The organism is Sessilibacter sp. MAH1, from assembly GCF_054658315.1.
The window spans coordinates 95,091-118,744 of sequence record NZ_BAAGIC010000010.1 but is presented as its reverse complement, the minus strand read 5'-3'; the positions used below and the strand labels follow the sequence as shown (position 1 = coordinate 118,744).

General features: G+C 41.4%; 22 protein-coding genes and 1 tRNA gene. 9 read left to right on the top strand and 14 right to left on the bottom strand.

Annotated features, from left to right (window positions below):
* The first annotated feature begins 175 nt into the window (after positions 1–175).
* Positions 176–1,492, top strand: coding sequence for an aminotransferase class V-fold PLP-dependent enzyme (locus ACYQ28_RS11585; protein WP_460052308.1), 1,317 nt, complete (start codon positions 176–178; stop codon positions 1,490–1,492).
* A 589-nt stretch (positions 1,493–2,081) separates the two neighbouring features.
* Here ACYQ28_RS11585 and ACYQ28_RS11580 read toward each other — a convergent pair.
* From ACYQ28_RS11580 to ACYQ28_RS11555, 6 genes are all read right to left on the bottom strand, one after another.
* A complete protein-coding gene (locus ACYQ28_RS11580; protein WP_460052309.1) occupies positions 2,082–2,492 on the bottom strand; it encodes an energy transducer TonB in 411 nt (136 codons plus the stop codon).
* 68 nt (positions 2,493–2,560) lie between these two features.
* Entirely contained in the window at positions 2,561–3,130 is a 570-nt protein-coding gene (locus tag ACYQ28_RS11575; RefSeq protein WP_460052311.1) for a PoNe immunity protein domain-containing protein, read from the bottom strand.
* Positions 3,131–3,800: 670 nt separating this feature from the next.
* Positions 3,801–4,991: a class I SAM-dependent rRNA methyltransferase gene (locus tag ACYQ28_RS11570; RefSeq protein ID WP_460052312.1), complete on the bottom strand. Its 1,191-nt coding sequence runs from the start codon at positions 4,989–4,991 to the stop codon at positions 3,801–3,803.
* Positions 4,992–5,097: 106 nt separating this feature from the next.
* The gene (gene gcvH / locus ACYQ28_RS11565; protein ID WP_460052338.1) at positions 5,098–5,490 is read right to left on the bottom strand and encodes a glycine cleavage system protein GcvH; all 393 of its coding nucleotides are present in this window, start codon (positions 5,488–5,490) and stop codon (positions 5,098–5,100) included.
* Between the two features lie 218 nt (positions 5,491–5,708).
* Complete coding sequence (locus ACYQ28_RS11560; RefSeq protein WP_460052314.1) at positions 5,709–7,358, bottom strand: ABC transporter permease; 1,650 nt, start codon at positions 7,356–7,358, stop codon at positions 5,709–5,711.
* Positions 7,359–7,412: 54 nt separating this feature from the next.
* Positions 7,413–8,462: an extracellular solute-binding protein gene (locus tag ACYQ28_RS11555; protein WP_460052315.1), complete on the bottom strand. Its 1,050-nt coding sequence runs from the start codon at positions 8,460–8,462 to the stop codon at positions 7,413–7,415.
* A 259-nt stretch (positions 8,463–8,721) separates the two neighbouring features.
* On the opposite strand from ACYQ28_RS11555, the gene ACYQ28_RS11550 reads away from it, so the two are divergent.
* On the top strand, positions 8,722–11,397 hold the full coding sequence (locus tag ACYQ28_RS11550) for an AsmA family protein (protein ID WP_460052316.1): 2,676 nt from the start codon (positions 8,722–8,724) through the stop codon (positions 11,395–11,397).
* 68 nt (positions 11,398–11,465) lie between these two features.
* Positions 11,466–12,722: an A/G-specific adenine glycosylase gene (mutY, locus tag ACYQ28_RS11545; RefSeq protein ID WP_460052318.1), complete on the top strand. Its 1,257-nt coding sequence runs from the start codon at positions 11,466–11,468 to the stop codon at positions 12,720–12,722.
* 62 nt (positions 12,723–12,784) lie between these two features.
* Here mutY and ACYQ28_RS11540 read toward each other — a convergent pair whose 3' ends face one another.
* From ACYQ28_RS11540 to ACYQ28_RS11530, 3 genes are all read right to left on the bottom strand, one after another.
* Complete coding sequence (locus ACYQ28_RS11540; RefSeq protein WP_460052319.1) at positions 12,785–13,045, bottom strand: hypothetical protein; 261 nt, start codon at positions 13,043–13,045, stop codon at positions 12,785–12,787.
* A gap of 100 nt (positions 13,046–13,145) precedes the next feature.
* Positions 13,146–13,328 (bottom strand): hypothetical protein, encoded by a 183-nt coding sequence (locus tag ACYQ28_RS11535; RefSeq protein ID WP_460052320.1) that lies wholly within the window; start codon positions 13,326–13,328, stop codon positions 13,146–13,148.
* A 206-nt stretch (positions 13,329–13,534) separates the two neighbouring features.
* Entirely contained in the window at positions 13,535–13,972 is a 438-nt protein-coding gene (locus tag ACYQ28_RS11530) for a hypothetical protein (RefSeq protein ID WP_460052322.1), read from the bottom strand.
* Positions 13,973–14,207: 235 nt separating this feature from the next.
* Between ACYQ28_RS11530 and ACYQ28_RS11525 the strand changes: the two genes are divergently transcribed.
* The 6 genes from ACYQ28_RS11525 to ACYQ28_RS11500 all read left to right on the top strand — a co-directional run bounded on the left by ACYQ28_RS11525 (position 14,208) and on the right by ACYQ28_RS11500 (position 19,413).
* Positions 14,208–14,495 carry an oxidative damage protection protein gene (locus ACYQ28_RS11525; protein ID WP_460052323.1) on the top strand — a complete coding sequence of 96 codons (288 nt, stop codon included), beginning with the start codon at positions 14,208–14,210 and terminating at the stop codon, positions 14,493–14,495.
* A 122-nt stretch (positions 14,496–14,617) separates the two neighbouring features.
* Positions 14,618–14,693: transfer RNA gene (locus ACYQ28_RS11520), tRNA-Phe, on the top strand.
* Positions 14,694–15,207: 514 nt separating this feature from the next.
* Positions 15,208–15,399 carry a hypothetical protein gene (locus tag ACYQ28_RS11515; RefSeq protein WP_460052324.1) on the top strand — a complete coding sequence of 64 codons (192 nt, stop codon included), beginning with the start codon at positions 15,208–15,210 and terminating at the stop codon, positions 15,397–15,399.
* 276 nt (positions 15,400–15,675) lie between these two features.
* Complete coding sequence (locus tag ACYQ28_RS11510; RefSeq protein WP_460052325.1) at positions 15,676–16,911, top strand: hypothetical protein; 1,236 nt, start codon at positions 15,676–15,678, stop codon at positions 16,909–16,911.
* Entirely contained in the window at positions 16,904–17,425 is a 522-nt protein-coding gene (locus ACYQ28_RS11505; RefSeq protein WP_460052327.1) for a hypothetical protein, read from the top strand. Before ACYQ28_RS11510 ends, ACYQ28_RS11505 begins: the two co-directional genes overlap by 8 nt.
* Complete coding sequence (locus ACYQ28_RS11500; protein ID WP_460052328.1) at positions 17,416–19,413, top strand: AAA family ATPase; 1,998 nt, start codon at positions 17,416–17,418, stop codon at positions 19,411–19,413. Before ACYQ28_RS11505 ends, ACYQ28_RS11500 begins: the two co-directional genes overlap by 10 nt.
* A 91-nt stretch (positions 19,414–19,504) precedes the next feature.
* On the opposite strand, the gene ACYQ28_RS11495 is transcribed toward ACYQ28_RS11500, so the two are convergent.
* The 5 genes from ACYQ28_RS11495 to ACYQ28_RS11475 all read right to left on the bottom strand — a co-directional run bounded on the left by ACYQ28_RS11495 (position 19,505) and on the right by ACYQ28_RS11475 (position 23,302).
* Positions 19,505–19,636: a thermonuclease family protein gene (locus ACYQ28_RS11495; protein WP_460164712.1), complete on the bottom strand. Its 132-nt coding sequence runs from the start codon at positions 19,634–19,636 to the stop codon at positions 19,505–19,507.
* Between the two features lie 418 nt (positions 19,637–20,054).
* Positions 20,055–20,210, bottom strand: a complete 156-nt coding sequence (locus tag ACYQ28_RS11490) for a hypothetical protein (RefSeq protein ID WP_460052331.1) — start codon at positions 20,208–20,210, stop codon at positions 20,055–20,057.
* A complete protein-coding gene (locus tag ACYQ28_RS11485) occupies positions 20,194–20,403 on the bottom strand; it encodes a hypothetical protein (RefSeq protein ID WP_460052333.1) in 210 nt (69 codons plus the stop codon). Before ACYQ28_RS11485 ends, ACYQ28_RS11490 begins: the two co-directional genes overlap by 17 nt.
* Before the next feature lie 385 nt (positions 20,404–20,788).
* Positions 20,789–22,174 (bottom strand): nicotinate phosphoribosyltransferase, encoded by a 1,386-nt coding sequence (locus tag ACYQ28_RS11480; protein ID WP_460052334.1) that lies wholly within the window; start codon positions 22,172–22,174, stop codon positions 20,789–20,791.
* A gap of 75 nt (positions 22,175–22,249) precedes the next feature.
* Positions 22,250–23,302: a bifunctional nicotinamide-nucleotide adenylyltransferase/Nudix hydroxylase gene (locus tag ACYQ28_RS11475; protein WP_460052336.1), complete on the bottom strand. Its 1,053-nt coding sequence runs from the start codon at positions 23,300–23,302 to the stop codon at positions 22,250–22,252.
* Positions 23,303–23,654 lie beyond the last annotated feature (352 nt).

Here is a 23,654-nt window from a genome sequence, read left to right as displayed (position 1 = left end):
TGAATTCCTGCTTTTTAAAAACTGCGTCCAACAATAACTCGCAGAAACACCTTCAGAAAATCCAAAAAAATACTTACTCAATTTAAAAAAATAAACCTCAAGCTCTTGTTTAATCATTTATTTTATTGCACCCTCTAAAAATCATCTTCACTTTTCTTTTGCTCAGGAGTTAACAGTGACCTCGCCTATAAGACTAAACCGACGTTGTTTTTTGGCCTCGACCCTAGGACTCCTAACCACCACTAGCATACCTACTTTCGCAGCCACTAAGCTTTTAGAACCTTACAACTTCAAAGAAACAAAAAATACTAATCCCTCAATGCTCGCCAAAGACGAATCCTATTGGAATGGCATTGCAAAATATTATGATCGTACCGAAGGTATCATTAATTTAGAGCATGGCTACTGGGGCAAAATGTCGCACCCGGTTCAAGATTTTTATCTAAACGCCATAACAACGGTGAATCAACAAAACTCCTACTACGCGAGGAAAGATTTTAATCAAGACATGACAAGTGTTAACCAAATGCTTGCCAATGCGCTGAATATAAATTCAAGCGAAATTACACTAACACGCAACGCTTCAGAAGGGTTTCATGCATTAATTCGTCAGTACAAAAACTTAAACTCATCTGACGCTGTACTTTGGGCAGATATAGATTACCCCAGCTTTAAACGTGGCATGCAATGGCTAGCAGAAAGCCACAATGCAAAAGCTATTGAACTTAAGTTACCGGCGCAGTGTTCCAAAGCAGATTTAATTCAGATATACACACAAGCATTTAAAGAAAATCCCAACATTAAAATTGCCCTACTTACTCACGTTAGTAATCAACACGGATTAAAACTTCCTGTAAAAGAAATTACCGCCGAGGCAAAAAAACATGGCATTGATGTTATCTGTGATTGCGCGCAATCTTGGGGGTTAGTTGATTTTACCTTACCAGAATTAGGCGTAGACCTAGCCGTATTTAATCTGCATAAATGGATTGGCTCGCCACTAGGAGTGGGTGCACTTTACATAAAAGAAGGACTACTCGATAAAATTGCACCCTTTCCGGGAGATGCAAAGCCCAATACCGATACCATTGCCCAACGTGTACACATGGCAACCGCAGACTTCGCGAGTTTTATATCGGTACCCATGGCATTGGATTTTCACACAAAAATAGGCGGCAAAAACAAAGAAGCCCGACTTAAATACCTACGCTCACTCTGGGTCAATCAACTTAAAGAAAATCCTAACATTGAAATACTTGGCGCAATCGACGAAGAATCCACAACGGGAATGGGCAGCTTTCGCATAAAAGGCAAAGCCAGCGAAACCGAAGTAAAAAACCTGCAAAAAACATTGGAAGAAAAATACGGCGTATTTACCGTGGTGAGAGACGGCCTAAATAGCGGCTACTGTATTCGCGTAACACCGCAGATTTTTACAAAGACCGAAGACATTCAAGCGCTGATTAATGCGCTGCGAGTAGAATCTGCTTAAAATCGTTAAACAGTCACACCAAGCACAAACCAACTAGCCTAGTCTGGGCGCTCTCATCACTATTTGATAATGTCTCGGGCTTTAGCAATTTCAGCCCGAGACATTCACGCGTGAAAACTTACCCGCTTCTAAATTGATTTATCGCATTTAAACAACCGTAACCAGCGCTCGACTATCTCAACCTCAACCAAACTACAGTTTCGGTACGACTTTTATCAATATACAAAATTACGTCGTAATAATTATTCATCACTGCGTAAGCAAAAATATCGATAACGTAAACGTAGTATAAAAAGTGAAGGCACGGGACCAACCACTACTTGTGATGATCGAAATTCTCACCAGTTTCATCATCATCGTCACATAAAAAAGCGCGACGTACACAGCAAACTATGCAGTGATAAAACGGCATGTCGTCGATGCAAACTTGTTCCGAGCGGGGTTTAGTCACCGTTTAGGACTATGACAAAGGATAAAAGCAAAGCTAAACTTGTACATGTCCTATGCATTCAATATCAAAAAGTGGCTAATTATCATCCATGAAATTTATTTAGTTATCTTTTGTAAGCTTCAAAATTACTGGGAATCATTAATCAATGGTGAACGTAATTTTAGTTTGATGCCCTTTTAATACCGATGTCCTTTCTTCGTATTTAAAATGAGATACCGCCGCAATAGCATTTTTATCAAAAACATCTTTGGGAAATGCATCAATAACTTCTATATTTATCGGTAAGCCATTTGTAGAAATATCGAACCGTACTATAACAAATCCTTGAATTTTTTGAGTTAACATTTCTTTCGGATAAATTGGTGGTGTAGCGTATACCAAAACAGGCCATCTTTTTTGGATGTAACTATTTCTGGATTCCTCATCAGGCCTAATCGATCCAACGATTTGCGGACATTCTTCGTATGAATTACAGCCATTAAAAGAGTCAGTAGTTGAAGTACAAGCAATAAGTGTAAATAAAACTAAAAATACTAAAAATTTTGTCACGATCCAAAACCCTCTACACCTCGTTTATACGGATATCTATTTTTACCACTAACACTTAAAAACTAAATTTAATCCAAAAAGTGTACTAACTCGTAGGGATAAAACTCATGATCTTTAAACGACCTGTCATCAATATTAAAGAATTTTACCACCAAAGCAGCTTCCCAAACCCAAAAACCTTGGTAATGGCTATCAATTGAATCAATTAAAGTTTTCCGGTCTTTTACCCTAACACCTGCAGACACTCCTATCGAATGAAGGCCACGCAAATGGCCTATTAACCTCGGCCAGTCATCTAGATACTTTTTCACCAAAGCCGGGCGTTCGTTTACATCAGCATCAATCACTTGATCAAGCAAACCGAAAGTTTCTGGGTTCATACAGGTTTTAGCTATAATGCGATTCGGTTGATAATGTTTAATAATGGTATCAATTAAGCGATCTTTTCCTGCACGCCCTAAAAATGGAGCCACTTCAGCAATTTTTTGCGCATCTCCCCCAAAGCAGATAAACCAACAAAGCCAAGTATAGACAGAATGATAATTACACTCTGGACCTTCACCTCGTAATCCGCTAGTGCCTAGGGTCTGATTTGTTAATAAAAATATTTCCTCAAGATTATGCTTTTTCATTTCCATTACAAAAAAACATAATTATCCAACAAGGAAATATCGATTTTTGCTGAATATCCACCAATGCCTCTCCTCTGCAATATTGGAGAGGAATCATTCTAGTAGGCTTATCTAGCAGTATTATTCTCAACGGAAGCATTTTTTGTACTCCGTGCTTTTCTCTCTGGCATGAAGCCTGATACAACTCCATTACGTTCACCTGAGACGAAAACTCGATAATCGAGTTTATTTTTGCATCAAAAAACTCTTTTGGTCTGAATGTATCTCTCATTGCGTTATCTCACGATGGAATTGTATTCCTTGATATATTCAAAACTTCACTCTGCGGAGTGCGTTTGTAATTGCACTCATCATTCTTTAAATAATATGACTCTAATGGAATACCGACTAGCCACCTAGTTTTCTACAAAGAATTGTATTAATAAGTGAAAATTTACATAGGGTCTACGAAAAGCATGTCCTGATAATAATTCTTTGGTCAGTGATCTGCAGAACACATTTAGAGTAGTTGTAGATAATGTAGAGAAATTAAACTATAGGAATCTTTGATTAACTCATCCGTGATTTAATAAGAGGGCAGAAACTTCTAACTTCTTCACAATTTCAAAAATCGTAAGTGATTGAAATTGGCGACACTTCCTTGTGTCGTTGATATTTCAACATCAGTGGGAATTTTCTAAACCCTATAAACCCTTGCAAACAATGCTTTTAAATAATTGGTCTCTGGAATTGCGGGATGAACGGGATGATCTGGGCCTTGGCAGCCGCGATAAAAGATTTGTGATTGTCGGTCGAGGTGGCGGCTCGCGGAGCGAATGGTATCGATAAGTTTTTCTTCTGCCATGTGCATGGAGCAGGATGCCGATACTAAAACGCCGTCGCGATTTAATAAACGTATGGCAAGTTCGTTGACGTGGTAATAAGCGGCTTCGCCAGATTTTTGATCTTTTTTGCGTTTAATAAATGCAGGCGGGTCTAAGACAACCACATCGAATTTTTCGCCCTCTTCAATTAATGCTTTTAAGGCTGGAACGGCTTTGCCTTCGAGCATTCGTAACTTGTCTTCTACGCCATTTAATTTTGCATTTTCAAAGGCGATGTCTAGTGCAAATTCGGAAGCATCAATACAGGTGACATCGGTAGCGCCCGCAACGGCAGCTTGTACGCCCCAACCACCCACGTAAGAGAAGATATCTAATACGCGTTTGCCCTTACATATTTTTTGTAGGTATTCGCGATTACAGCGGTGATCGTAAAACCAACCGGTTTTTTGGCCTTCAACAATGGGCGCAATAAATTTAACCGAGTTTTCAACAAGCTCAACGGTGTTGGTTACTTCACCCAAACTTTCGGTATACAAGGGTAGGTTTTCTAATTCACGAGCCGAGTGATCGTTTTTAATCAAAATACCTTTTGGACGTAAACACTGGTCAAGGGCATCAACAATTTCTTGTTTAACCACTTCCATGCCCGCGCTGGCAATTTGCACCACCAATGTGTCACCAAAGCGATCGACGATTAAACCCGGCAGTAAATCGGAATCACCATAAACTAATCGGTAATAAGGATCAGCAAAATTTAATTCACGTAGAGATTTGGCTTGATTAATGCGCTGCACTAGCAGCGATTTATTCAATAGGTGCTTGTTATCACGACTGATTAACCGTGCGCAAATTAATCCGTTGGGATTAACCACGGCGACGCCTAAAACTTTATCTGTGTCGCTCACGATCTCTGCTTGCTCGCCAATTTGCAGATTTTTAAGCGGTGTTTTAGCAATATCGATTTCGTTGGAATAAATCCACAGATGGCCTTGTTTTAATCGACGATCGGCTTTGGGTTTAAGTTGCAAGCGTGCAAGAGACATGACGAACCTACTGTAGTGGTGTGTGCTGATTTTGGAAGTAACAAAAAAATAACCCGGCCAGTAGCCGGGTTATAGCATCAGAGATTAGATAACAACGAGTTTGAAATTACTCGTCTTCTTCTAAAGCGGCTTTGTAGCCATCAACATCAAGAGCGTCGTCTAATTCGGATAGATCGGTTGGTTTAACTTTAAAGAACCAGCCGTCATCGTATGGGGATTCGTTAACGGTTTCTGGCGCATCGCCCAGTGCTTCGTTAACAGCGATAACAACACCGCTTACCGGTGAGAAAATATCTGAAGCCGCTTTTACGGATTCAACAACACCGGCCTCTTCACCTGCGTTCACATCGGCGCCCACTTCTGGGGTTTCAACGTAAACCACATCACCTAAGCTTTCTTGTGCGTGATCGGTAATACCAATGGTAACAGTGCCGTCTTCTTCAACACGCGCCCACTCGTGGGAAGGCAAGTATTTTAATTCTTTGCGAAATTCACTCATTTTTTTTCCTCTAAACCGGTGTTGGGTTAGCGTGTTAAGCGGGTGAGCGATGTGGGAATTTACCCATTTTGCTTCGCCACCAAGCACTACTGCTCGATATTCACTCACTTGTAGACGCCATTGGGCGCTATTAAAAAGTATAAACGCCTGTAACGTAAAGCCCTGAAATCACCGGATTACAATTTTATGGTCAATTACTTATTTTCCGAGTTTAGAGATCAGTCTCGGTTACTGCGCCGAATCATGAGCACGACCGGTACCATGCTGACTGCAACCAAGGTTACCGCCGGTAATGCCGCCTGTTCCCATTGGCCTTCGGCGGTTCGCTCGAATACACGCACGGCTAAAGTATCCCAACCAAACGGTCTTAAAATTAGCGTTGCGGGCATTTCTTTTAGTGTATCAACTAATACCAAAAGTGCTGCGGTTAATAGTCCAGGGCGCAGTAAAGGCAGGTACACGCGTCGCAGTATTTGCAATCGTGTTGAGCCTAGGGTTTGGGCAACTTCTTGAAAGCTAGGCCGAATACCATCAAGACCGGATTGCACCGGGCCTATCGCTACCGAGAAGAATCGAATCACGTAAGCCAAAATCAAGGCCGCTAAACTGCCGATCAACACCTGTCCAAATCCTAACCAAGTACGCAGTGGTGCCAAAAGTTGATTTTCGATTAGTGTGAAAACTAACAAGATGCCTACCGCCAAAACAGAACCCGGCAAGGCGTAACCTAATCCAGCGACGCGCGCCCAAAAGCTTAAGCCTTTAACCGGGCTTTGGCGTCGTCCAAAAGAGACTAACAGTGCTAAACATACAGAAACCAGCGCAGCTAAGAACGCCAACACTAATGAGTTCTTAACAAACCCCCAGTAGCGATTATCGAATTCATTAAGATGAGAGAAAGTCCAAATCAACAATTGGCCAATGGGTACCAAAAACGCCACAGCGAACACTAAGGCGCAATAGACACACGCCAAGCCAGCGTGAAGGCCACGCAATTGATAGCGATCGTTATTGGAGGACGCACGTCGCGTTTGCAATCGACCTTTACTGCGAGCACTCTGCTCTGCCCAGAGCCCAAGCAATACAAACAACAGCAGCAGTGATGCAAGTTGCGCGGCGGCGGCGAGGTTATAAAAGCCAAACCACGATTTATAAATGGCAGTGGTGAAAGTATCAAAGTTGAACACCGAAACGGCGCCGAAGTCGGCCAGAGTTTCCATCATAGCCAACGCCATTCCCGCTGCGATTGCGGGGCGCGCCATGGGAAGAGATACTTTAAAAAACGCTCTTAGCGGCGATACACCCAAGCTTCGAGCCGCATCCATCAACTCGCGACCTTGGTTCACAAACGCCGAGCGCGCCAGCATGTACACGTACGGATACAGCACCAGCGACATCACAATAATAACACCGGGAGCCGTTCGGACTTCGCCAATACCGCCAGCGATGCCTAAAGAGTTGCGCAACCACGTGTTTACCGGCCCGGCGTAATCAAGCAGCCCCAAAAACACAAATGCCAAGACATAAGGTGGAATTGCCAAAGGCAGCATCAGGCCCCAATCAAGCCAACGTCTGCCGGGGAATTCGCAGGCTGCAACCAACCACGCCAAGCTCACACCCAATACACACACCGAGACCGCAACACCAACGAGCAACACAAAGGTGTTTTCTAACAAACGCGCCAGTTGGGTTTCTATCAAATGCGCCCAAATATCGGGAGCAGGCTGTAGCCACGAAAAGACAATAACGCACAGCGGCAACAACACCATTGCCGCGACAAGGTAGGTGGGAAAGCGCCACCAAAATCCCGTGTTAACGCGAGCGATTTTGGTTTTAGGCGCTGGTAATACGAGATCTTGGGCAGACAATTTTGCTCACTTCCAAAAGAATTTTGTCGTAAAAGCTGCCAGGATTATAAACGATTAGTGATAACCGACACGATCCATTAGCTTTATGGCTTCTGCCTGCAAACGACCTGCCGCTTCTACGTTGACCGAATCGGCTTTAAATTCACCCCAAGATTTTACCAATTCAGAAGGCTCAACCTCGGAATTTACCGGATATTCCTGGTTAGCTTCCGCGAAAATGTATTGCGCCTCGGGCTTGCTCAACCATTCTAAGAAATCTTTAGCGGCAACCGGATTTTTTGCGTACTTGGTAATGCCCGCACCCGAGACATTCACGTGCACACCGCGATCATCTTGATTTGGCCAAAACACCGCTAACGGCAAATCGGGATTATCTTCTTTCATACGGCCATAATAGTAAGTGTTTACTATTGTCGCATCGCACAAGCCAGCTACAACTGCTTCCATGGCTTGGTTATCGTTTGAGAAGGGCGCGGCAGCGAGATTTTTTACCCAGCCGCCCACAATGGATTCTGTCTCAGGCTCGCCCAACGTTTTGATCATGGTGGCAACCAACGATTGGTTGTAGACCTTTTTCGCGGTGCGTAAACACAGGCGACCATTCCAATCCGGCCCAGCCAATGCTTCGTAGGTACTTAAATCTTCGGGATTTACTCTGTCGGTCGAATAAATAATCGTGCGCGCACGCAGCGATAAGCCAACCCAGTCGTCTTGGGTTGAACGTAAGCTCTTTGGAATATTGGTTTTTAGAATTTCAGAATCAAAGGGTTGTAACACGCCTTCGTTAGAAGCTTGCCACAAAAAACCGGCATCAACGGTAACAAATAAATCCGCCGGAGTATTTGCACCCTCGGCCTTCAGTCGTGCTAGCAAAGGCCCGGCACTGTCGGTGATGTAGCGAATTTCGGTTCCGGTTTCTTGCTGGTACAAATCAAACAGAGGTCTGATTAATTGCTCATTACGGGCGGTGTACACTGTTAGAACATTTTTATTGGCAGAATCGTCTGCGCAGGCAAACAGCCCAACGCTCAACATAGAAATACCGGTAACTTTTGCGGCTTTAGCGAGTCTGTTAATAATTACGGAGCGTCTTAGCTGATTCATATACACTTGATCTAATAGATAATGTTTGGCATCAAACTGCGGTCAGCAATTGACGATAACTGAGATAAACTAGGTATCAAATTTAAGAATGAATTGCAAATAACAAGTACTTTTATTTAGAAAAATCCCTTGAGATTAATCAAAATAAAACCCTATAGGCTCATTTTGTTCATATCTCGCACATTAAAACCCCATATATATCAAAAAACTTATTTTGCAGAACCACCACTTTCGCGCCCAATTTATTTGGAAGTAAACAATGAAAAAACTGCTAAAAATTTTACTTTCCGCCGTTTCAGCATTAATTTTATTAATTGCCATCGTCATTGTAGTAGTTACCTCCGTTATTGATCCCAACGACTACAAGAGTGATATCGAAAAAGCCGCCTCAGATGCAGGCTATCCCATTGCCATCCAAGGTGAACTGTCCTGGCAGTGGTTTCCGTCTATTGGTATCAGTATTGGCCGCACCGAATTACTGCCCAATAACGTTGATGGACAAAGCTTTGCTGCCATTGAAGACGCCGCAGTATCAGTAAGCCTATTACCATTACTGCGCAAAGAAATTGTTATCCAAACAATTTCGGTAACCGGATTAAAAACTCATTTAGAAATTGACGAACAAGGCAAAGGCAACTGGGAAGTTTTGCTTGATAAATCCTCCGAAACTCAAGCAGCAACGCAAAACCAAACTTCCGGCGATAATAATGGTGAAAGCTCGGCGTTATCCATTACTGCCGACAGTATTCGCATACAAAACGCTGCGGTGACCTTTATAGACCGCCAAAACGACATCAATGCCAGCCTCTTGGATTTTGACCTTACTGTCGACGATTTAAGTCTTACCGGTAAAAGCTTTCCCGTAGAGGCACAATGGCAAGTGAGCCTGCTCAGCAAAGACCTTCCCGACCAGCTCAATGTTGCTGGTAGTTTTAGCTCAAAAATAAAACTCGGCGAAGACTTTACTAGCGTCGAAATGAATTCCGGTAAATTAGCACTGTTACTTGAAAACACCGCTAAATCGATTAGCGAGTCGATTGTTTCTACCTTTACCGTCGCTGCCACCGATTTAAAAGCGCAACCCAATCTTAATGCGCAATTTAAAATTGATTCGTTTAACCCCAAAACGTTAATGAAAACTTTGGGTTTAGACGAGCTGGCCACTCAAAATCCGCAAGCACTCACCAAGGTTGCGGCAAGCCTTTCTATAAGCGGCAACGAAAAACAATTAAGTCTTAGCCAATTAAATTTAGAATTGGATAAAACCAATATCACCGGCACTGCGCAGGTTAATAATCTTAATGATCTAAATTTACAGCTGCGCGGCACCAAAATTAATTTAGACGATTATTTACCACCAGAATCTGCTGCTACATCTGCGACTGCTACCACCTCAACAGCAGCAGCCGGTTCACCATCAACAACTACAGATTCCGATGAGCCATTAGATTTAGCATTTTTAGACCAGTACTTGTTAAATGCCGACATCGCGTTTGAAGAGATTACCGCCAGTGGCATTACCTTTAACAAGCCTACCGTAAAATTAAATAGCGGTAATGGCATTGCTAAACTCAACGAATTATCGCTGGTATTAGACGGCTCAAAAATTGTGATTACCGGTGATGTTAACAAGCAACAGCAATTTAATGCACACCTTACCGTACCAACTATTAATCCCAGCAAAATATTAGCGCAAGCAAAAATTGACAAGCCAGAAATGGCCGATGCCAAAGCATTAACCAGCGCAAGCTTTGAATTAATTGCCGGTGGTAAGCTTGATGCGATTCAAATTTCTAAATTGCAGGCGAAACTCGACGAAACCACCTTAAACGCAACCGGCAAAATCAATAATTTTAATTCGCTAGATTTAGCGCTTAAAGGCAACAGTATTGATCTTGATCGCTACTTGCCGCCACCCACAGAAGAACCAGCAACCGCGAATGCATCGACTAACACAGCCACAGCACCGGAAGAACCCATTCCGTTTGAATTATTAAAAGAATTCAACGCGAACATTACCGTTGATTTTGATCGCATTAAAGTTACCGACATGGTATTCGATAACCTAAACCTCGCGCTCAATAACCAAAACGGTTTAGCGAATTTAAAAAACTTTAGCGCGAACTTTTACGAAGGTACGTTAAAAGCCAACGGCACTATTGATGCTCGTCCAGCCACGCCTAAAATTGCCATTAATGGCAGCGGCAACGGTGTATCGTTAGAACCATTACTTACCAGCTTTATCGAGCCGGGTTCTGCGCAATCGTTTTTATTTAAAGGTAAAGCCAATACTCAATTTACCTCTACCACAAACGGTTTAACCAGCACGCAATTGTTTGAAAATTTAAATGCGCAACTCAGCGCCGATACTCAATCGTTGCAATTAGTGCCGGTTAATATCGAAAAAATGGTTTGCCAAGCAATCGCGTTAGTTCAGGGCGAGAGTTTTAATTCGCAATTAGAATGGCCAGACTTTACGCAAATGCAGCAATTTAACGCCAAAATTAATTTCGCAAACCAAATAGCAACAATCGAAAATCTATCCGCTGGTGTACAGCAATTTAAAATTGGCGCCAACGGTAAGGTAGATTTAGGTAAGCAATCTCTGGATGTTCAATTGCCTTTCTCGGTAACACACGCCAATTTAGAAAGGCAAGGTTGCCCGGTAACCAGTTCTTACTTGGTGGGCCGAGCTATGTCGTTAATTCGCTGTAAGGGCGATTTATCAAATCCAACCTCTGCATGCGGTTTGGATGAACGAGCAATTCGTGAATGGGCGAAAGATTATCTTGAAGACAAAGCCAAACAAAAAGCTAAAGACAAATTAAAAATCGATGAAAAACGCGATGATCTTCGTGATAAAATTGACGACAAATTGGGCGATGGCGCCAGTAAATTATTAGACGGCTTGTTTAAGCGCGACAAAGATAAATAAGTATTCATTTTAACCAATAAAAATTTAAAGAGATTTTAGCCAGTGCTAAGCCACTGGCTTTTTTATGTATGAGCAAATACCTTAAAAAATCTGATAAAAATACCAACACCTCGGCATTAATTAGCGTTAATTTTAGTGAGCGCGTGCTGGAGTGGTTTTATCAATACGGCCGTAAAGATTTACCTTGGCAAAAAAATATAAATCCGTATCGCGTTTGGATATCGGAAATTATGTTGCAACAAACCCAAGTTGCCACAGTGATTCCTTATTTTGAGCGTTTTATGAAGCGCTTTCCTACCTTAAAAGCGCTAGCACAAGCACCGGTAGACGACGTACTAAGCCACTGGAGCGGATTAGGCTATTACGCCCGCGCGCGTAATCTACACAAATGCGCAATCACCGTTTTTACGGAACACAAAGGTAAATTTCCACACACGGTAGACGAACTAGCAGAGTTACCCGGCATTGGCCGCTCTACCGCGGGCGCCATTGCCAGTATCAGCATGGGCTTAAATGCACCCATATTAGATGGCAACGTAAAACGCGTGCTGGCAAGACACTTCGCCATTGATGGCTGGCCCGGTAAAAACGATGTACTTAATCAGCTTTGGCAGGTAGCAGAAGCGCATACTCCAGCAGATAACTGTAACCACTACACACAAGCTATGATGGATTTAGGCGCGACACTGTGCACACGTACCAAACCCAACTGCCAAGCATGTCCGCTTGTTAAAACCTGCGTTGCCTTTAAAGAAAATCGCCAATTGGAATTTCCTGGTAAAAAACCGAAAACACAAAAACCCACCAAATACACCGCCATGCTGATGTTCATTAATCAAAACGGCGAAGTTTATTTACAACAACGACCCTCACACGGCATTTGGGGCGGGCTTTGGAGTTTTCCGGAAGTTTTGCAAAGTGACGACCAAACTGTTTTTGAGCAAGCAATTACCGAGAATAATTCCGATATAAACAACTCAAAAAATAACGCCAACAACAACGGTAACGATCTCAACGCAGCGATTCACAAGCACTGCTCAACATTAAACGCACGCATTAAAAACCAACAACTTTGGCCAAGTTTTATACACACCTTTAGCCACTATCACCTACACATACAACCAGTATTGATCACGCTGGCCAACAATTCAGCACACATAGCCGAGCAATCGGGCCAATGGCTTGCGCTGGACAATCAAACCAATCCCGAATCCGGTTTGGGACTGGCAGCGCCGGTCACCAAACTCTTAAAACAACTTGCTGACGGCAATAACAAAGAAAATGAGCATCTAGGCACCCTGAATCTCTTCGATAAGCCGATCTAGGGCGTTAACCAACTTGGGCAGCGCTTAAATCATAACTGTGAGGAAAAAGCCTTACCCTCATGCTAACTCGTGGTTTCGGTTGGAATTAATCCCTTTAGACCGACAATAAATCCAACCAAACCCGATAAGATCAATGGTAGCTGTATAGCGTCGGAACTAAATAAAGGGTGATCTTTAAAGCCGTTTAGCATTACAAAACAGAGCAATAACGCATTCGCAGCACTAGCAGCGGCATAGACTTCATTTATCTTATTCATTACGCGAGAAACGGTAAGACTTGGCGTATTCGGGTGAAAATGATCGTAGATGACATGAACTAACATCAGTAGAATTACCCACACAAGGTAATATCTTGTTAGTTCGTCAGTTGTGGTTGGGTTAAATAAAAAGCTCAAAACAGTCCTTGTTTATGTAGTTACCGTTCTATGCTGTAACTAAAGCATATAAAGATAAAGACGCAGAACCAACAACAGCTGCCAGTTCAGCTACACCAAGAGACACTGTAACTGCTGGAAGAAATGAAACCAGGCCACAAACTGCAAGACCTACAGCAGCACCAGCGACACTTGATTTTAATGTGTATTCAATTTTTTTTACCGTATTCATAACCGACCTCTGATTGGACGAATATATTTTCGACAAATTATGGTAAAAATCACTAGTAAACTCAAGTTCAGAATCGACCGAAACTGAATCTATATACAGAGTCACAGAGGTTAGTGTCTCCAAATAAACTTGTATCCTACAACTCCCTCACTAAACGCTTAAAACAACTTGGTAATAGCAGTAATAAAGCCCATAGAAAAGAGAAATTAGGCACCCTGAATCTCTTCGATAAGCCGGTCTAGGGCGATAACCAACTTGGGTAAGGCCGCCTCAGAAGACTCAATGTGCAGGTCTTCAACCTCAAAGTAATCGATACTATCTGCAAGATCACCAAAGTGCTCTTGCATCATCGCGTAGTGTTCGTTGCGGCTGGCGGCAATTACGCGATGATATTGATCAAAATCTTCAAGCTCTACGCTTTCTGGCCAGCGAGAATCGTCCGGCGTTATACCAAGCTCACTTAAATACGTTTTAGTATGCGCCGACAAAGGCCCAAGATTTGGGCTTAGCGCCATATCGCGCAGCAAACCCTTGGAATAAGCCCACCAAGGCAAGGCCAAGCGCTGGCAATGATGATTAAAATATTGCTCGGCAAAACGGCTACGATAGTAATTACCCGTACACAAAAACAGTAAGCGATTCATAAGCCCCCGCTTATTTTGATATGGATTATGCCCGCATAACGAGCGCTAAGTTTGCACACTAACCCTCGGGCTTGCACTGCAACTTTCAAGGCCTGCACCCTAACACAGTCACCTGTATTCACCACTGATAAGTCTCTGGGGATAAATGCAAGCCGTTCAGACGCCTATGCGGGTGCATCGCGCCGCGCTTTCTATCTATAATGACCGCCAAGTTTGACAACCAAGAGATCAACCCATGTCACGCACCGTATTCTGCCGTCGCTATCAAAAAGAGCTTGAAGGGCTAGAACGCCCACCCTACCCCGGCGCCAAAGGCGAAGACCTTTTTAACAATGTATCGAAACAAGCGTGGGAAGAATGGATGAAATACCAAACCATGCTCATTAACGAACGCAAACTCAACATGATGGACCTAACCGCCCGCACCTACCTAAACGAACAGATGGAAAAGTTCTTTTCTGGCAGTGAAACCGATCAAATTGAAGGCTTTGTACCGCAAACTGGCGATAAAACCAGCGAATAGACCGCAAGAGAGTCAAGCAACTGATTTTTCGTGAAAAATTCTTTCGCAAGGCCTTGACTAGATCGCTCGCAATCGGTTTAATACGCGCCTCTTCCAGCGCACCTTAGCGCCTAAGAAGAATTGCCCAGATAGCTCAGTCGGTAGAGCAGGGGATTGAAAATCCCCGTGTCGGTGGTTCGATTCCGCCTCTGGGCACCATCAAATTCTAAAGCCTCGCAAATGCGGGGCTTTTTTATGCCTGAAAGAACCTCAAAACAGAAGTGGTTAAGAAATACCGACCATAGCTTGATATTTCGTATTCAACTTAATGCAACTCTGCATCCAGTCAAAAATGAATCTGTAAACTTACCTACCCCGCTCAACTGAATCGAATAGATTACAACTCAGGACCACCACAAGCCCTTTACAAATTGCGCCCTCGATAAATATGTTCTGGTTAAAAACTACTTTGCTCCGCCACATTGACTAGATTAAGAGAACTAATGCTAATTCACTTTACAAGAAAACTTAATTCTAGGATGTTTATGACCTAACAGTACTTGCTTTACAACCGCAATAAACCTCTAGTTTGATAAATCTACCAGTTCGATAATTTAAAGACTGGTGAGAATACTAGTCTCAAAGCAAAATAGAATTACTATTAATCAAGCTCATGTTCCGCTCATTGCTATTAATAATTAAACAATACAAGAACCTCGAAGGGAGTTAATGCATGGATCGTTCACCAGATAATGACTTAAATAAAAATTTTGCTTTCGACTCCCTTCAAACAATTCGCAATAGACTTCTTGACCTAACAGGTCGTAATAGACTATTAAATTTCCGATATGGCAAATCTGGTGCCGCCACTGAACCCAAGCATAAAAAACTTAACCGTCACGAAATTGCGCCCAGAGCTGTATAATCTCATTCTTGCACTATCTGAAATTGAGGGCTGAACGCTCTGGTCTCAAGAGGTACTTGCTGAAAGGGCTGATTATGCATCGCACATTCATTAGCTTGATTAAGCGTAGGAATAGGAATGTCACATTGGGGGTTGTGGAGGTATTGGCGAACACTCTAGATGATGATGTTCCGACATTGCTCACGAAGCACACAAATAATCAGAAGGTAGTATGACTTTCAGATTTTGTTTTAGTTAAAGATAAAAACCTTATTTTAATTACGGCGACATTTTTGTATGACAGCAGAGACTATCGATAGGGAAGCTGGGGACTCTGGCAAAGGCTTTAGATTACAGCTCATACGGGCGATAAAGCTCATGCTGCAAACGATTCAGCAGGATCAAAGCACTGTATTTTTTACTGCGGTGGAAAATCTCGAAGATGTTTCGCATCAGACTATTGTAGATGGAGAGGTCAGTAATTACTTCGAAGAAGACAAGAATTATGACCTGAATGGGAATTTCACAATTTTTAGCCCTCAAGTTATAAATACGTTGGTCAGTTTTTATGACATCTATGTAGGTCAATTTCGCACCAGCAACAACGTTTATTTGGGCTTTTATACAACGCGGGATGTAGGTAAGGAGAGAAAATACAAGTTCAATAGTGGTAAAAAAATAACTCTACCAAAAAAACCAATTTTAGAAATTCTTCAATCGTTGGATGAAGTTTCAAATGAAACTATTAATTTGGTAAAAGAAATTCTTGTTGAAGAGTACGCTTCCCAATATAAAGAAAAGTCTACATCAGGAAACTTAGAAACGCTTCAGGCTCTAACTGTTGATAGGTTTAAAGAGTTTTTGAAGAAAATATCATGGCATTTTGGTCAGGAAGATGAGGATGCACTCAAGAAGACTGTTTTAAAGGATATTGAGAATTCACCACTTCACAACAATGCGCACATAGGCAAAGAAAATATTATATTTTGTTTGCTAATGGACAAGCTGAGTGAAAGACAAAATAGTAAAAACTTAGTAGATAAATTGGTTCATAGTTCAGATGTAAAGTTAATTTTTAAAGAAGCAGAGTCTCAAATTCCTGACGAAAATATAGATCCTACATGGCGCTATATCGCTGAGCTTGAAAAGGATGTGACCGATAAGCGAAATCTGAAAGAAAAAGTGCTCTCAGTAATAGAGGATATTTCAGATCGTCGAATTAAACAGTTAGCAAGAAAAGCAAGTAGCTCTAAGTATGAAGAACGTGAAGCGGACAAGTCTTTTTTGTCTTTGAAATATCGTGTTTTTGAAGCTTGTGAGGAATATTTTTCAGGTGACGGGTATGTAGTCCCTGAAAACGGCGGCGACTTGGATGCTGTTCTTCAAACTCTTGTATCAAAAGCATTAGAAGATATTTCTAAGTTAAAGACTGATTATAAATATACGATTTCTAATGATAAAACAATAGAAGGAATTATTTGGAATTTGTTTGATGGGTGTTTTTTAGCTTTTGATGAGTATAGTGATGAGTGATGTAAGTACAAAGAAAAGGCTAATGTACCTAAGCGGTGAGGATTTTTATCTTTATTGCTATTCCGTTTTTGTTATTTTGGATTCTTTAGGCTGCCATGATGGAAAATATTTTAGAGACTATAGGAAGTTGGCTTTTTTAACTGATATTATTAGTGATGATAAAACAGTCTATGTGGTTTCTCATTCTTCAGGAGAAAAACTGAACCCTAAAGATTATGAGTGTTTGCTTGATAGCTATTCGAACGGATTAACCCGAAGAAGTGAAATTCTTAAGTTGTTGTTTGTTCTTGAGAAGAGAGGCTATGTGAGTTTGAATCGAGGCAAAGCACAAGAAATTAATGTGACTTTGACCAAGGATAATCTTCCCAGTGATTTTTTGAACAGCAATGTTTTCGAGTCGGAATCTAAGAATATAAAAAATGTAGCAAAGAAAGTGGGACGGTTGGCATCGCTAACTCTGGGCACCATGTTAAGTAAAATTTATGTTGAAAATGGAGTTCGAACATGGGTCTGATGCGAGTTAATAAGCTTGTTTATGAAGGGAACAAGTATTATTTCGAGTCTAAAGAGTTCGACGAAAATATCATCCTAGTTGAAGGTGATAATGGAACAGGGAAAAGTACCTTTTGTAATTTGATTTATTTTGCATTAGGTGGTGAGGTTCCAATATTTCGAAGAAATAATGATAAGCGTCACGATGAAATAACTTCTGATAGCGATAACTATGTTGATCTTTATGTCTCAATCAATGATGGCAGCTATTTGCTCAGGCGCTACTTTGGAGATAATGAAGTAACAGTAATTCCCTACGAGCGGGTGGTTGAGAAAATATATTCAGAAGATAAAAAGACTTTGCTTGAAGAGGAGGTAAGATTTTCTCTTTCGGAAGATAAAACTGAAATATATCCCCTAAATAGAAGCAAAGATGCTTACGTTTTTTCTGACTGGATTCTCGGGAAGTTGGAAATATCTGTGGTCGAGCTTTTTCATGGATATAATACATTTAAGATTAATATTTCAGACTTGATGCGGCTGATTTATCACGATCAACAGCCGAACCCAGAGGGTATTTATAAAAAGCCAGATACTAATTCAACGTATGTTTCTGATTCTGAGTTAGTTAGGAAAGCTATTTTTGAACTCTTAGTTGGTAAGGCTTATTCTGATTACTACGACTCTATTGTCGAGGAAAAGAAGCTGTCGAAAGAGAAAAGCTTGGCTAAAGAGGTTGTGAATGAGTACACACTTTTAGCCGACAAAATGCGAAAAAATGGTGAGGCTAAAAATGTCAGCTTTTTGCAGAAAGAAATCTCTGATAAAGAGGAGCAGATTGATAAATTGCATGACGCCAGACTTGCATTCAAACGCAATCGGTCTGACTCGAACACGATCAATCAAGATATAGAGTCGTGCAAGTCTGAATTAATTGATTGTGAACTCAAGTTAAGTCGATTGAAAGAAAGTTTGGTATCTGCTCTCGATGAACGGTACAAATTGAATGTAGTTAGAATCGAATCGGCTTCAGAAATTAGGCGTATTGAAAAAGTCATTTTTTCTCATGACCAACTAAATCTTTTTACATCTGATACTTGTCCATACTGCTTAAGTCACGTGGATCGCGTGGAAGGGCATTGTGTTTGTGGCGCTTCGATAGAAGAAGAGCAATATGAGAGGTTTTTCTACACATCAAAAGAGTATAAGGATATTCTAAAAACGAAACTTAAGGCACTATCAACGATTAAAACCGCATATGATGATTGTGACTCTGAAGTTCAGGAGACAAAAAAAGAAATTGAGTTTATAGAGAAAAAGTCGGTGATTTTGCGTGAAAAGCTACAGGAAATGCTTGGGCGGGTCGATGAGATTGTTGATATTGAAAGCCTAAATGATATTGATGATAAAATATTGCAGCTTAGAGAAGATGTTGCGAATTTGAATCGATTGTTGGAGATTGAATCAAAGTTGGAACGTTTCCAAAAGGATTTTGATTTGGTCAGCTCCAAAGCAAAAGAAGCTGAGTTAAAGAGGAAGGGGCTTGAAATTAAAGCTCAGCAGGACGTAACTTCAAAAGTAAATGCGTTTAGTAAAAAGTATGATGAGTTGATGAAAAATACCTTGCCTGATTGCAGATCGGCAAAGATTGCGCTTGATAACTATTTGCCTTCAATTAATGATGGCCTCTATCGGGAAACAAGTTCACTTGTTTCAATTCGACTGATGTATTTTATCACTCTCATGCATTTAGCTTTGTCTGATGAGTCAGTGACATTCCCGCGCTTTTTACTTATTGATACACCTGAAACTGCCGGAATCGAATTAGAGCACCTGACTAACTGTATTCGTCAGTTGGAAGAGTTACAAAATTATGGAGTTGATTTTCAAGTTATCATTTCAACAGGCTTGAATAAGTATCCGAAGTCATTAAGGGACAATCGTGTACTCTTTATGCCCGATAAGCAGAAAGAGCACATGCTCTTGAAGGAAAAAATCGTTTCTGCGTAAAAATTTAATTTTTTCTTTTCGCTGCCATTTCCACGGCGGCACACGTTCACCTTCGGGCAGTCGTCACAATCCACGCTGCGCCGCCTTGAATTCATCCTGTATGGCTGTCCTTGGCGTATCGGGGATACACCCAACAGTTGCCAGATTCCACTATGTGGCGGTTGATGTTCATTTCCTTTATATAATGAAGTCCAACAGTTCGCCCGTAGCGGTCAATGCCCATTTGTAACCCACTAAAATCCTGATTAAAATACGACCAATTCAAGTACATTCTCCTGAGTACAAGGTGAGATACAATACCAATTCCACCCACTTTAAGCCTTTTTATTTCAACGGGTTAGAGAAAAGCGGTCCTAGTCTGCCTCTGGGCACCATCAAATTCTAAAGCCTCGCAAATGCGGGGCTTTTTTATGCCTGAAAGAAAACCAAAACAGAAACGGTTGAAAAACACCGACCGTGGTTCGATATTTCAGATTCAGCCTAAAGCGACCAAGCATTAAGCCACAAGCACATCACATGCAATCCGAAAGGGACGAATAGCCCAAAGGCTATTCGGATGTCTCCGTAATATAGGCACCACTAAATTCTAAACCCTCGCACAAACCTTCCAACATTACGCCAACCCACTACTTGTACATAGATTATTTAAACTTTGCGCCATTAACCTTCATCTTGCTTTTAACATCATTGGCAAAGAGCCGTGCTTTGATAAAAGCATCTTTAGGATCAGTCTCTCCGGGCATAGGTTTAGTTTGTTTCTCTTTTTCTGTTAGAGCTGGGTTATTTTTCTTGGTCATCGTCGTCACTCCCATCCAAAAACTTTTTCATATCACCAGAATGAAAACCATCTGGCTCATGGCTCTCTTGCGAAATTTTTCTATATTTTTTAAAGTCGCAAGCGGCCTTGTTTTTGACTTCTTCAAGAGACCAGCCGGTTTTCTCACGCTTATCTTCGCGCGCTTTGGCTAAGTCCGAAACTTTTTTACTCATTACGACATCCTAAATCCGACCCACCGATTGCATTAGAATTTTTTGGCAACAAAATTTAAAAATACGAAAACATGAGTAACCACAAAAAATCTTAAAAAATAAAAATAACAACTTAACGCTAAAAGTTGTAATTCTTCGTTATTTACATAGAGAAAAAACTAGCACACGGATCGAGATAATTATGCGTATTATTTCTCAATGAATTGTAAATAAGTAACTAACCCTGGGTTATTACGCGACACCAAGAAATTTCTGACGACAACGATTTTTTACAAATTGGAAATTTATTTTTTGTGGGTGTAATAAAAGAAAACCCCGGAATAAAATTCCGGGGTTTTTAGCAAACAACCAAATAAAAATGTTTTTAAATATGAATTTTTATTAGCTATTTTATTAGCGCACGTTCTCTAACTTCATCAAACCGCCAATCTTTTAACAATTCACCATTTTTAAATACTGGTTTTAATAAATTTTCGCGTTCGTTTAATTCATCTAATTGAACGGTTTGTATTGTTCCGGTCTCGTTTTTAATAACGGCTAGGCGGCCTTTTTTAGATTGTTTGCCTTTGTCGGTGACTGGGTCTTTGTATATGTCTCGCCATTCGTTGTTGACACAAACGGCTGAGGCTTTCATGGCAAATTTTAATGTGTCGCGATTTATTTTTTGCAAAAGTTCGCCACCCATTCCAAAGGCGATGTTGTCGGCACTTATTTTATAGTTCTTTAGGTTTTCTAAAATTTCGCCAATGCTTTTTAATGAAATGCCATCGCCCTGTATGACCCGAATGTAATTGGGTAGTACGCGGTAACCTTTTTTGTTAACGGTAAAGCCAAATTTATCCATTAATAGTTCGATGGTTTCATAAACTATTTGTACTGGGTTGCCACTGTCAGGTCTTATAACTAGGGTACCGCCGTTATTTTTTACCTTTTCTTTTAATTCACCACCCCAAATATTACCAACGGCATTCCAAAGGTCGTAAGAATCACTAACCACGGCGACTAGTTTGCCGTCGCCAGCAAATTGTTCCAGCATGTTGGCGTAGGCTTGTGTTTCGTTTTCTCTACCCCAAGCAGTAATGGTGCTGTGTTCTGCTGCTGGAATTGAAAACCCGGCCATATCGGCGCCGTAGTATCTTTTTGCAGCCACCAATGCACTCACGGTATCGGTACCCATAAAGTTTACCAAGTGTGCTGCGCCACCAATGGCTGCAGATTCTTCACTGCTGGTGCCGCGAGCGCCAAAATCGTGTAATTTAAAATTAATACCGTCTGTGGTATCGCAGGTTTCTAGCATGTTGGCCAAAATAACTTGTTTGCAATACCAGCTTTGGGTGGCAACGGTGGTTGGGTACCAAACGGCGCGCAAAAGTGCGGTTTCTATGTAGCTGGTTAACCATGCGCAATTTGGGTCGGTATTTTTAACCTGTGCTAACGCGGTTTTTACTGGTACAACGCTGCCTTCTGGTAAGGCTTCTATTTCTATGGGTAAAAATCCGTTGTAGGTTTTTAAAATATATTGCCAACCATCTTTGTTAAAAGGTACGCCGTGTGCCGCGCATATTTCTTCGGCTTCATCAATATTTGTTTGTGTAATGGGTTTTGTTAGATATTGTTTAATGAACATTTGCAAACCAAAAAACAATACGTTTTCAAACTGACCACCGCGCGCTTCGATATAACTAGAAACAAATGTGGTTTGCGGTGGGTACTGAAGATAGTGTGAGGTTTTGTAAGAATCTACGTTTAAAATAATGTTTTGACTGTCCATGACGGAAATCCTCCTGTCATTATCTATAAGCTGGGTCTTTCCCAACTTGTTAAATCGTGTTGGTCTATTGATTTGTTACATGCCTATCATTTCGCGAATGATAAAATAATGGTCTTCAAATAAATTACCGGGATTAATATCTGCAAGTGGCACCCACAGAGCATGTTTGGCATCGTCGCCACCTTTTACTTTAGGTAATTGCTGGCTGGGTTCTAGCTCGATGTAATAACTGTGGGTAATAGTTCTGCCTCTTTCTGATCGATGCGGATCATCAAAAACCTGTTGACGCTTGATGGAGCCTTTTAATACCGGTGCCGGCACCTTAAGACGAGTTTCTTCTTTTAGTTCCCGCAAACAGGCATCGACTAGTTTTTCGTTAGCGCCCACAAAACCACCGGGTAAGGCAAATAAACCTTTACCAGGGCGCGCTTTGCGTTTTACCAATAATACATGACCACTTTGTACAACTACCGCATCAACCGTCACAAAGGTTGGTTGATAAGGTGCGTTAGCCCAAGCACTTTTGTATTTATTCACAAAGTGTTGTTCTTCTTTTAATTCGCGATAAGTATCGGTTGCACAAAATGCTTTTAATTGCTCTTTAACTGGTTTAGGTAACTCTTGTGCTGTATTTGCTGCAATGTAGTCTTCGCCAGAGTCTGAAAATATTCGTGCGCGAATGGGCGTCGCGCTAATGCTATTAAAGTTTTCAACCTGTACCGCACGCCACTGTGGGAACAGATTAAGGTAATACGAACTTTGATCTTTGCTGTGACCAATTAAACCAATGCTGGGTTGTTTATGGGGAACGCTGTGATGCGCAGTGACCAAGCCGTTTACGGTAGCTTGAACATTTCTTACCCATGATTCGTCGTTATAAACATTATCCATTAGCGGCACAATATGTAGGCGTTCGTTATCGAGTTTATTGAAAGACGAACGAATCATTGCTTCACGCTCGGTAATTGTCCAAGGATTGCGTACCGATGGCGGTTGATGTGCCGAACCGCAAAGAATGATCATTTGTTTGGCTTGTGCCATGCCCGCCTGAATAACGGCTAGGTGACCTAAATGAAAAGGCTGAAAGCGCCCTATAAATACGAGGAAATCGAACGATTGATCGCTCATAACAGCAAACTCCTTGCTATTGATGTGTACAGAACTCGGTCTCTCCAAGTTCGTTAAACCTTATCAAAACCGTAATGTTGAATCCCAACATCGTTTCGATGAATACATAGTGGCTTAAAGACACTAACCTGTCAATACTTTGTTTTGAAGCCTCAAAAAACAATATCTAATATAAGAAACTCTGATTAACTCGGAGTTTTCTATAGGAACCTCTGATTAACTCATCCATGATTTAATCAGAGGACAGAAATTGAAAATGCGATTTCCAATTTCTTCACAATTTCAATCACTTACCGTTCTTGAAATTGGCGACACATCCTTGTGTCGCGAGAAACTCTAGGTTAATCAGAGT

Coding starts and splice junctions, on each gene's coding strand:
- ACYQ28_RS11575 (WP_460052311.1), bottom strand. CDS start 3,130: ATGGAAATGAAAAAGCATAATCTTGAGGAAATATTTTTATTAACAAAT.
- ACYQ28_RS11570 (WP_460052312.1), bottom strand. CDS start 4,991: ATGTCTCTTGCACGCTTGCAACTTAAACCCAAAGCCGATCGTCGATTA.
- gcvH (WP_460052338.1), bottom strand. CDS start 5,490: ATGAGTGAATTTCGCAAAGAATTAAAATACTTGCCTTCCCACGAGTGG.
- ACYQ28_RS11555 (WP_460052315.1), bottom strand. CDS start 8,462: ATGAATCAGCTAAGACGCTCCGTAATTATTAACAGACTCGCTAAAGCC.
- ACYQ28_RS11550 (WP_460052316.1), top strand. CDS start 8,722: ATGAAAAAACTGCTAAAAATTTTACTTTCCGCCGTTTCAGCATTAATT.
- mutY (WP_460052318.1), top strand. CDS start 11,466: ATGAGCAAATACCTTAAAAAATCTGATAAAAATACCAACACCTCGGCA.
- ACYQ28_RS11540 (WP_460052319.1), bottom strand. CDS start 13,045: ATGTTAGTTCATGTCATCTACGATCATTTTCACCCGAATACGCCAAGT.
- ACYQ28_RS11535 (WP_460052320.1), bottom strand. CDS start 13,328: ATGAATACGGTAAAAAAAATTGAATACACATTAAAATCAAGTGTCGCT.
- ACYQ28_RS11530 (WP_460052322.1), bottom strand. CDS start 13,972: ATGAATCGCTTACTGTTTTTGTGTACGGGTAATTACTATCGTAGCCGT.
- ACYQ28_RS11525 (WP_460052323.1), top strand. CDS start 14,208: ATGTCACGCACCGTATTCTGCCGTCGCTATCAAAAAGAGCTTGAAGGG.
- ACYQ28_RS11515 (WP_460052324.1), top strand. CDS start 15,208: ATGGATCGTTCACCAGATAATGACTTAAATAAAAATTTTGCTTTCGAC.
- ACYQ28_RS11510 (WP_460052325.1), top strand. CDS start 15,676: ATGACAGCAGAGACTATCGATAGGGAAGCTGGGGACTCTGGCAAAGGC.
- ACYQ28_RS11505 (WP_460052327.1), top strand. CDS start 16,904: ATGAGTGATGTAAGTACAAAGAAAAGGCTAATGTACCTAAGCGGTGAG.
- ACYQ28_RS11500 (WP_460052328.1), top strand. CDS start 17,416: ATGGGTCTGATGCGAGTTAATAAGCTTGTTTATGAAGGGAACAAGTAT.
- ACYQ28_RS11495 (WP_460164712.1), bottom strand. CDS start 19,636: ATGGGCATTGACCGCTACGGGCGAACTGTTGGACTTCATTATATAAAG.
- ACYQ28_RS11490 (WP_460052331.1), bottom strand. CDS start 20,210: ATGACCAAGAAAAATAACCCAGCTCTAACAGAAAAAGAGAAACAAACT.
- ACYQ28_RS11485 (WP_460052333.1), bottom strand. CDS start 20,403: ATGAGTAAAAAAGTTTCGGACTTAGCCAAAGCGCGCGAAGATAAGCGT.
- ACYQ28_RS11480 (WP_460052334.1), bottom strand. CDS start 22,174: ATGGACAGTCAAAACATTATTTTAAACGTAGATTCTTACAAAACCTCA.
- ACYQ28_RS11475 (WP_460052336.1), bottom strand. CDS start 23,302: ATGAGCGATCAATCGTTCGATTTCCTCGTATTTATAGGGCGCTTTCAG.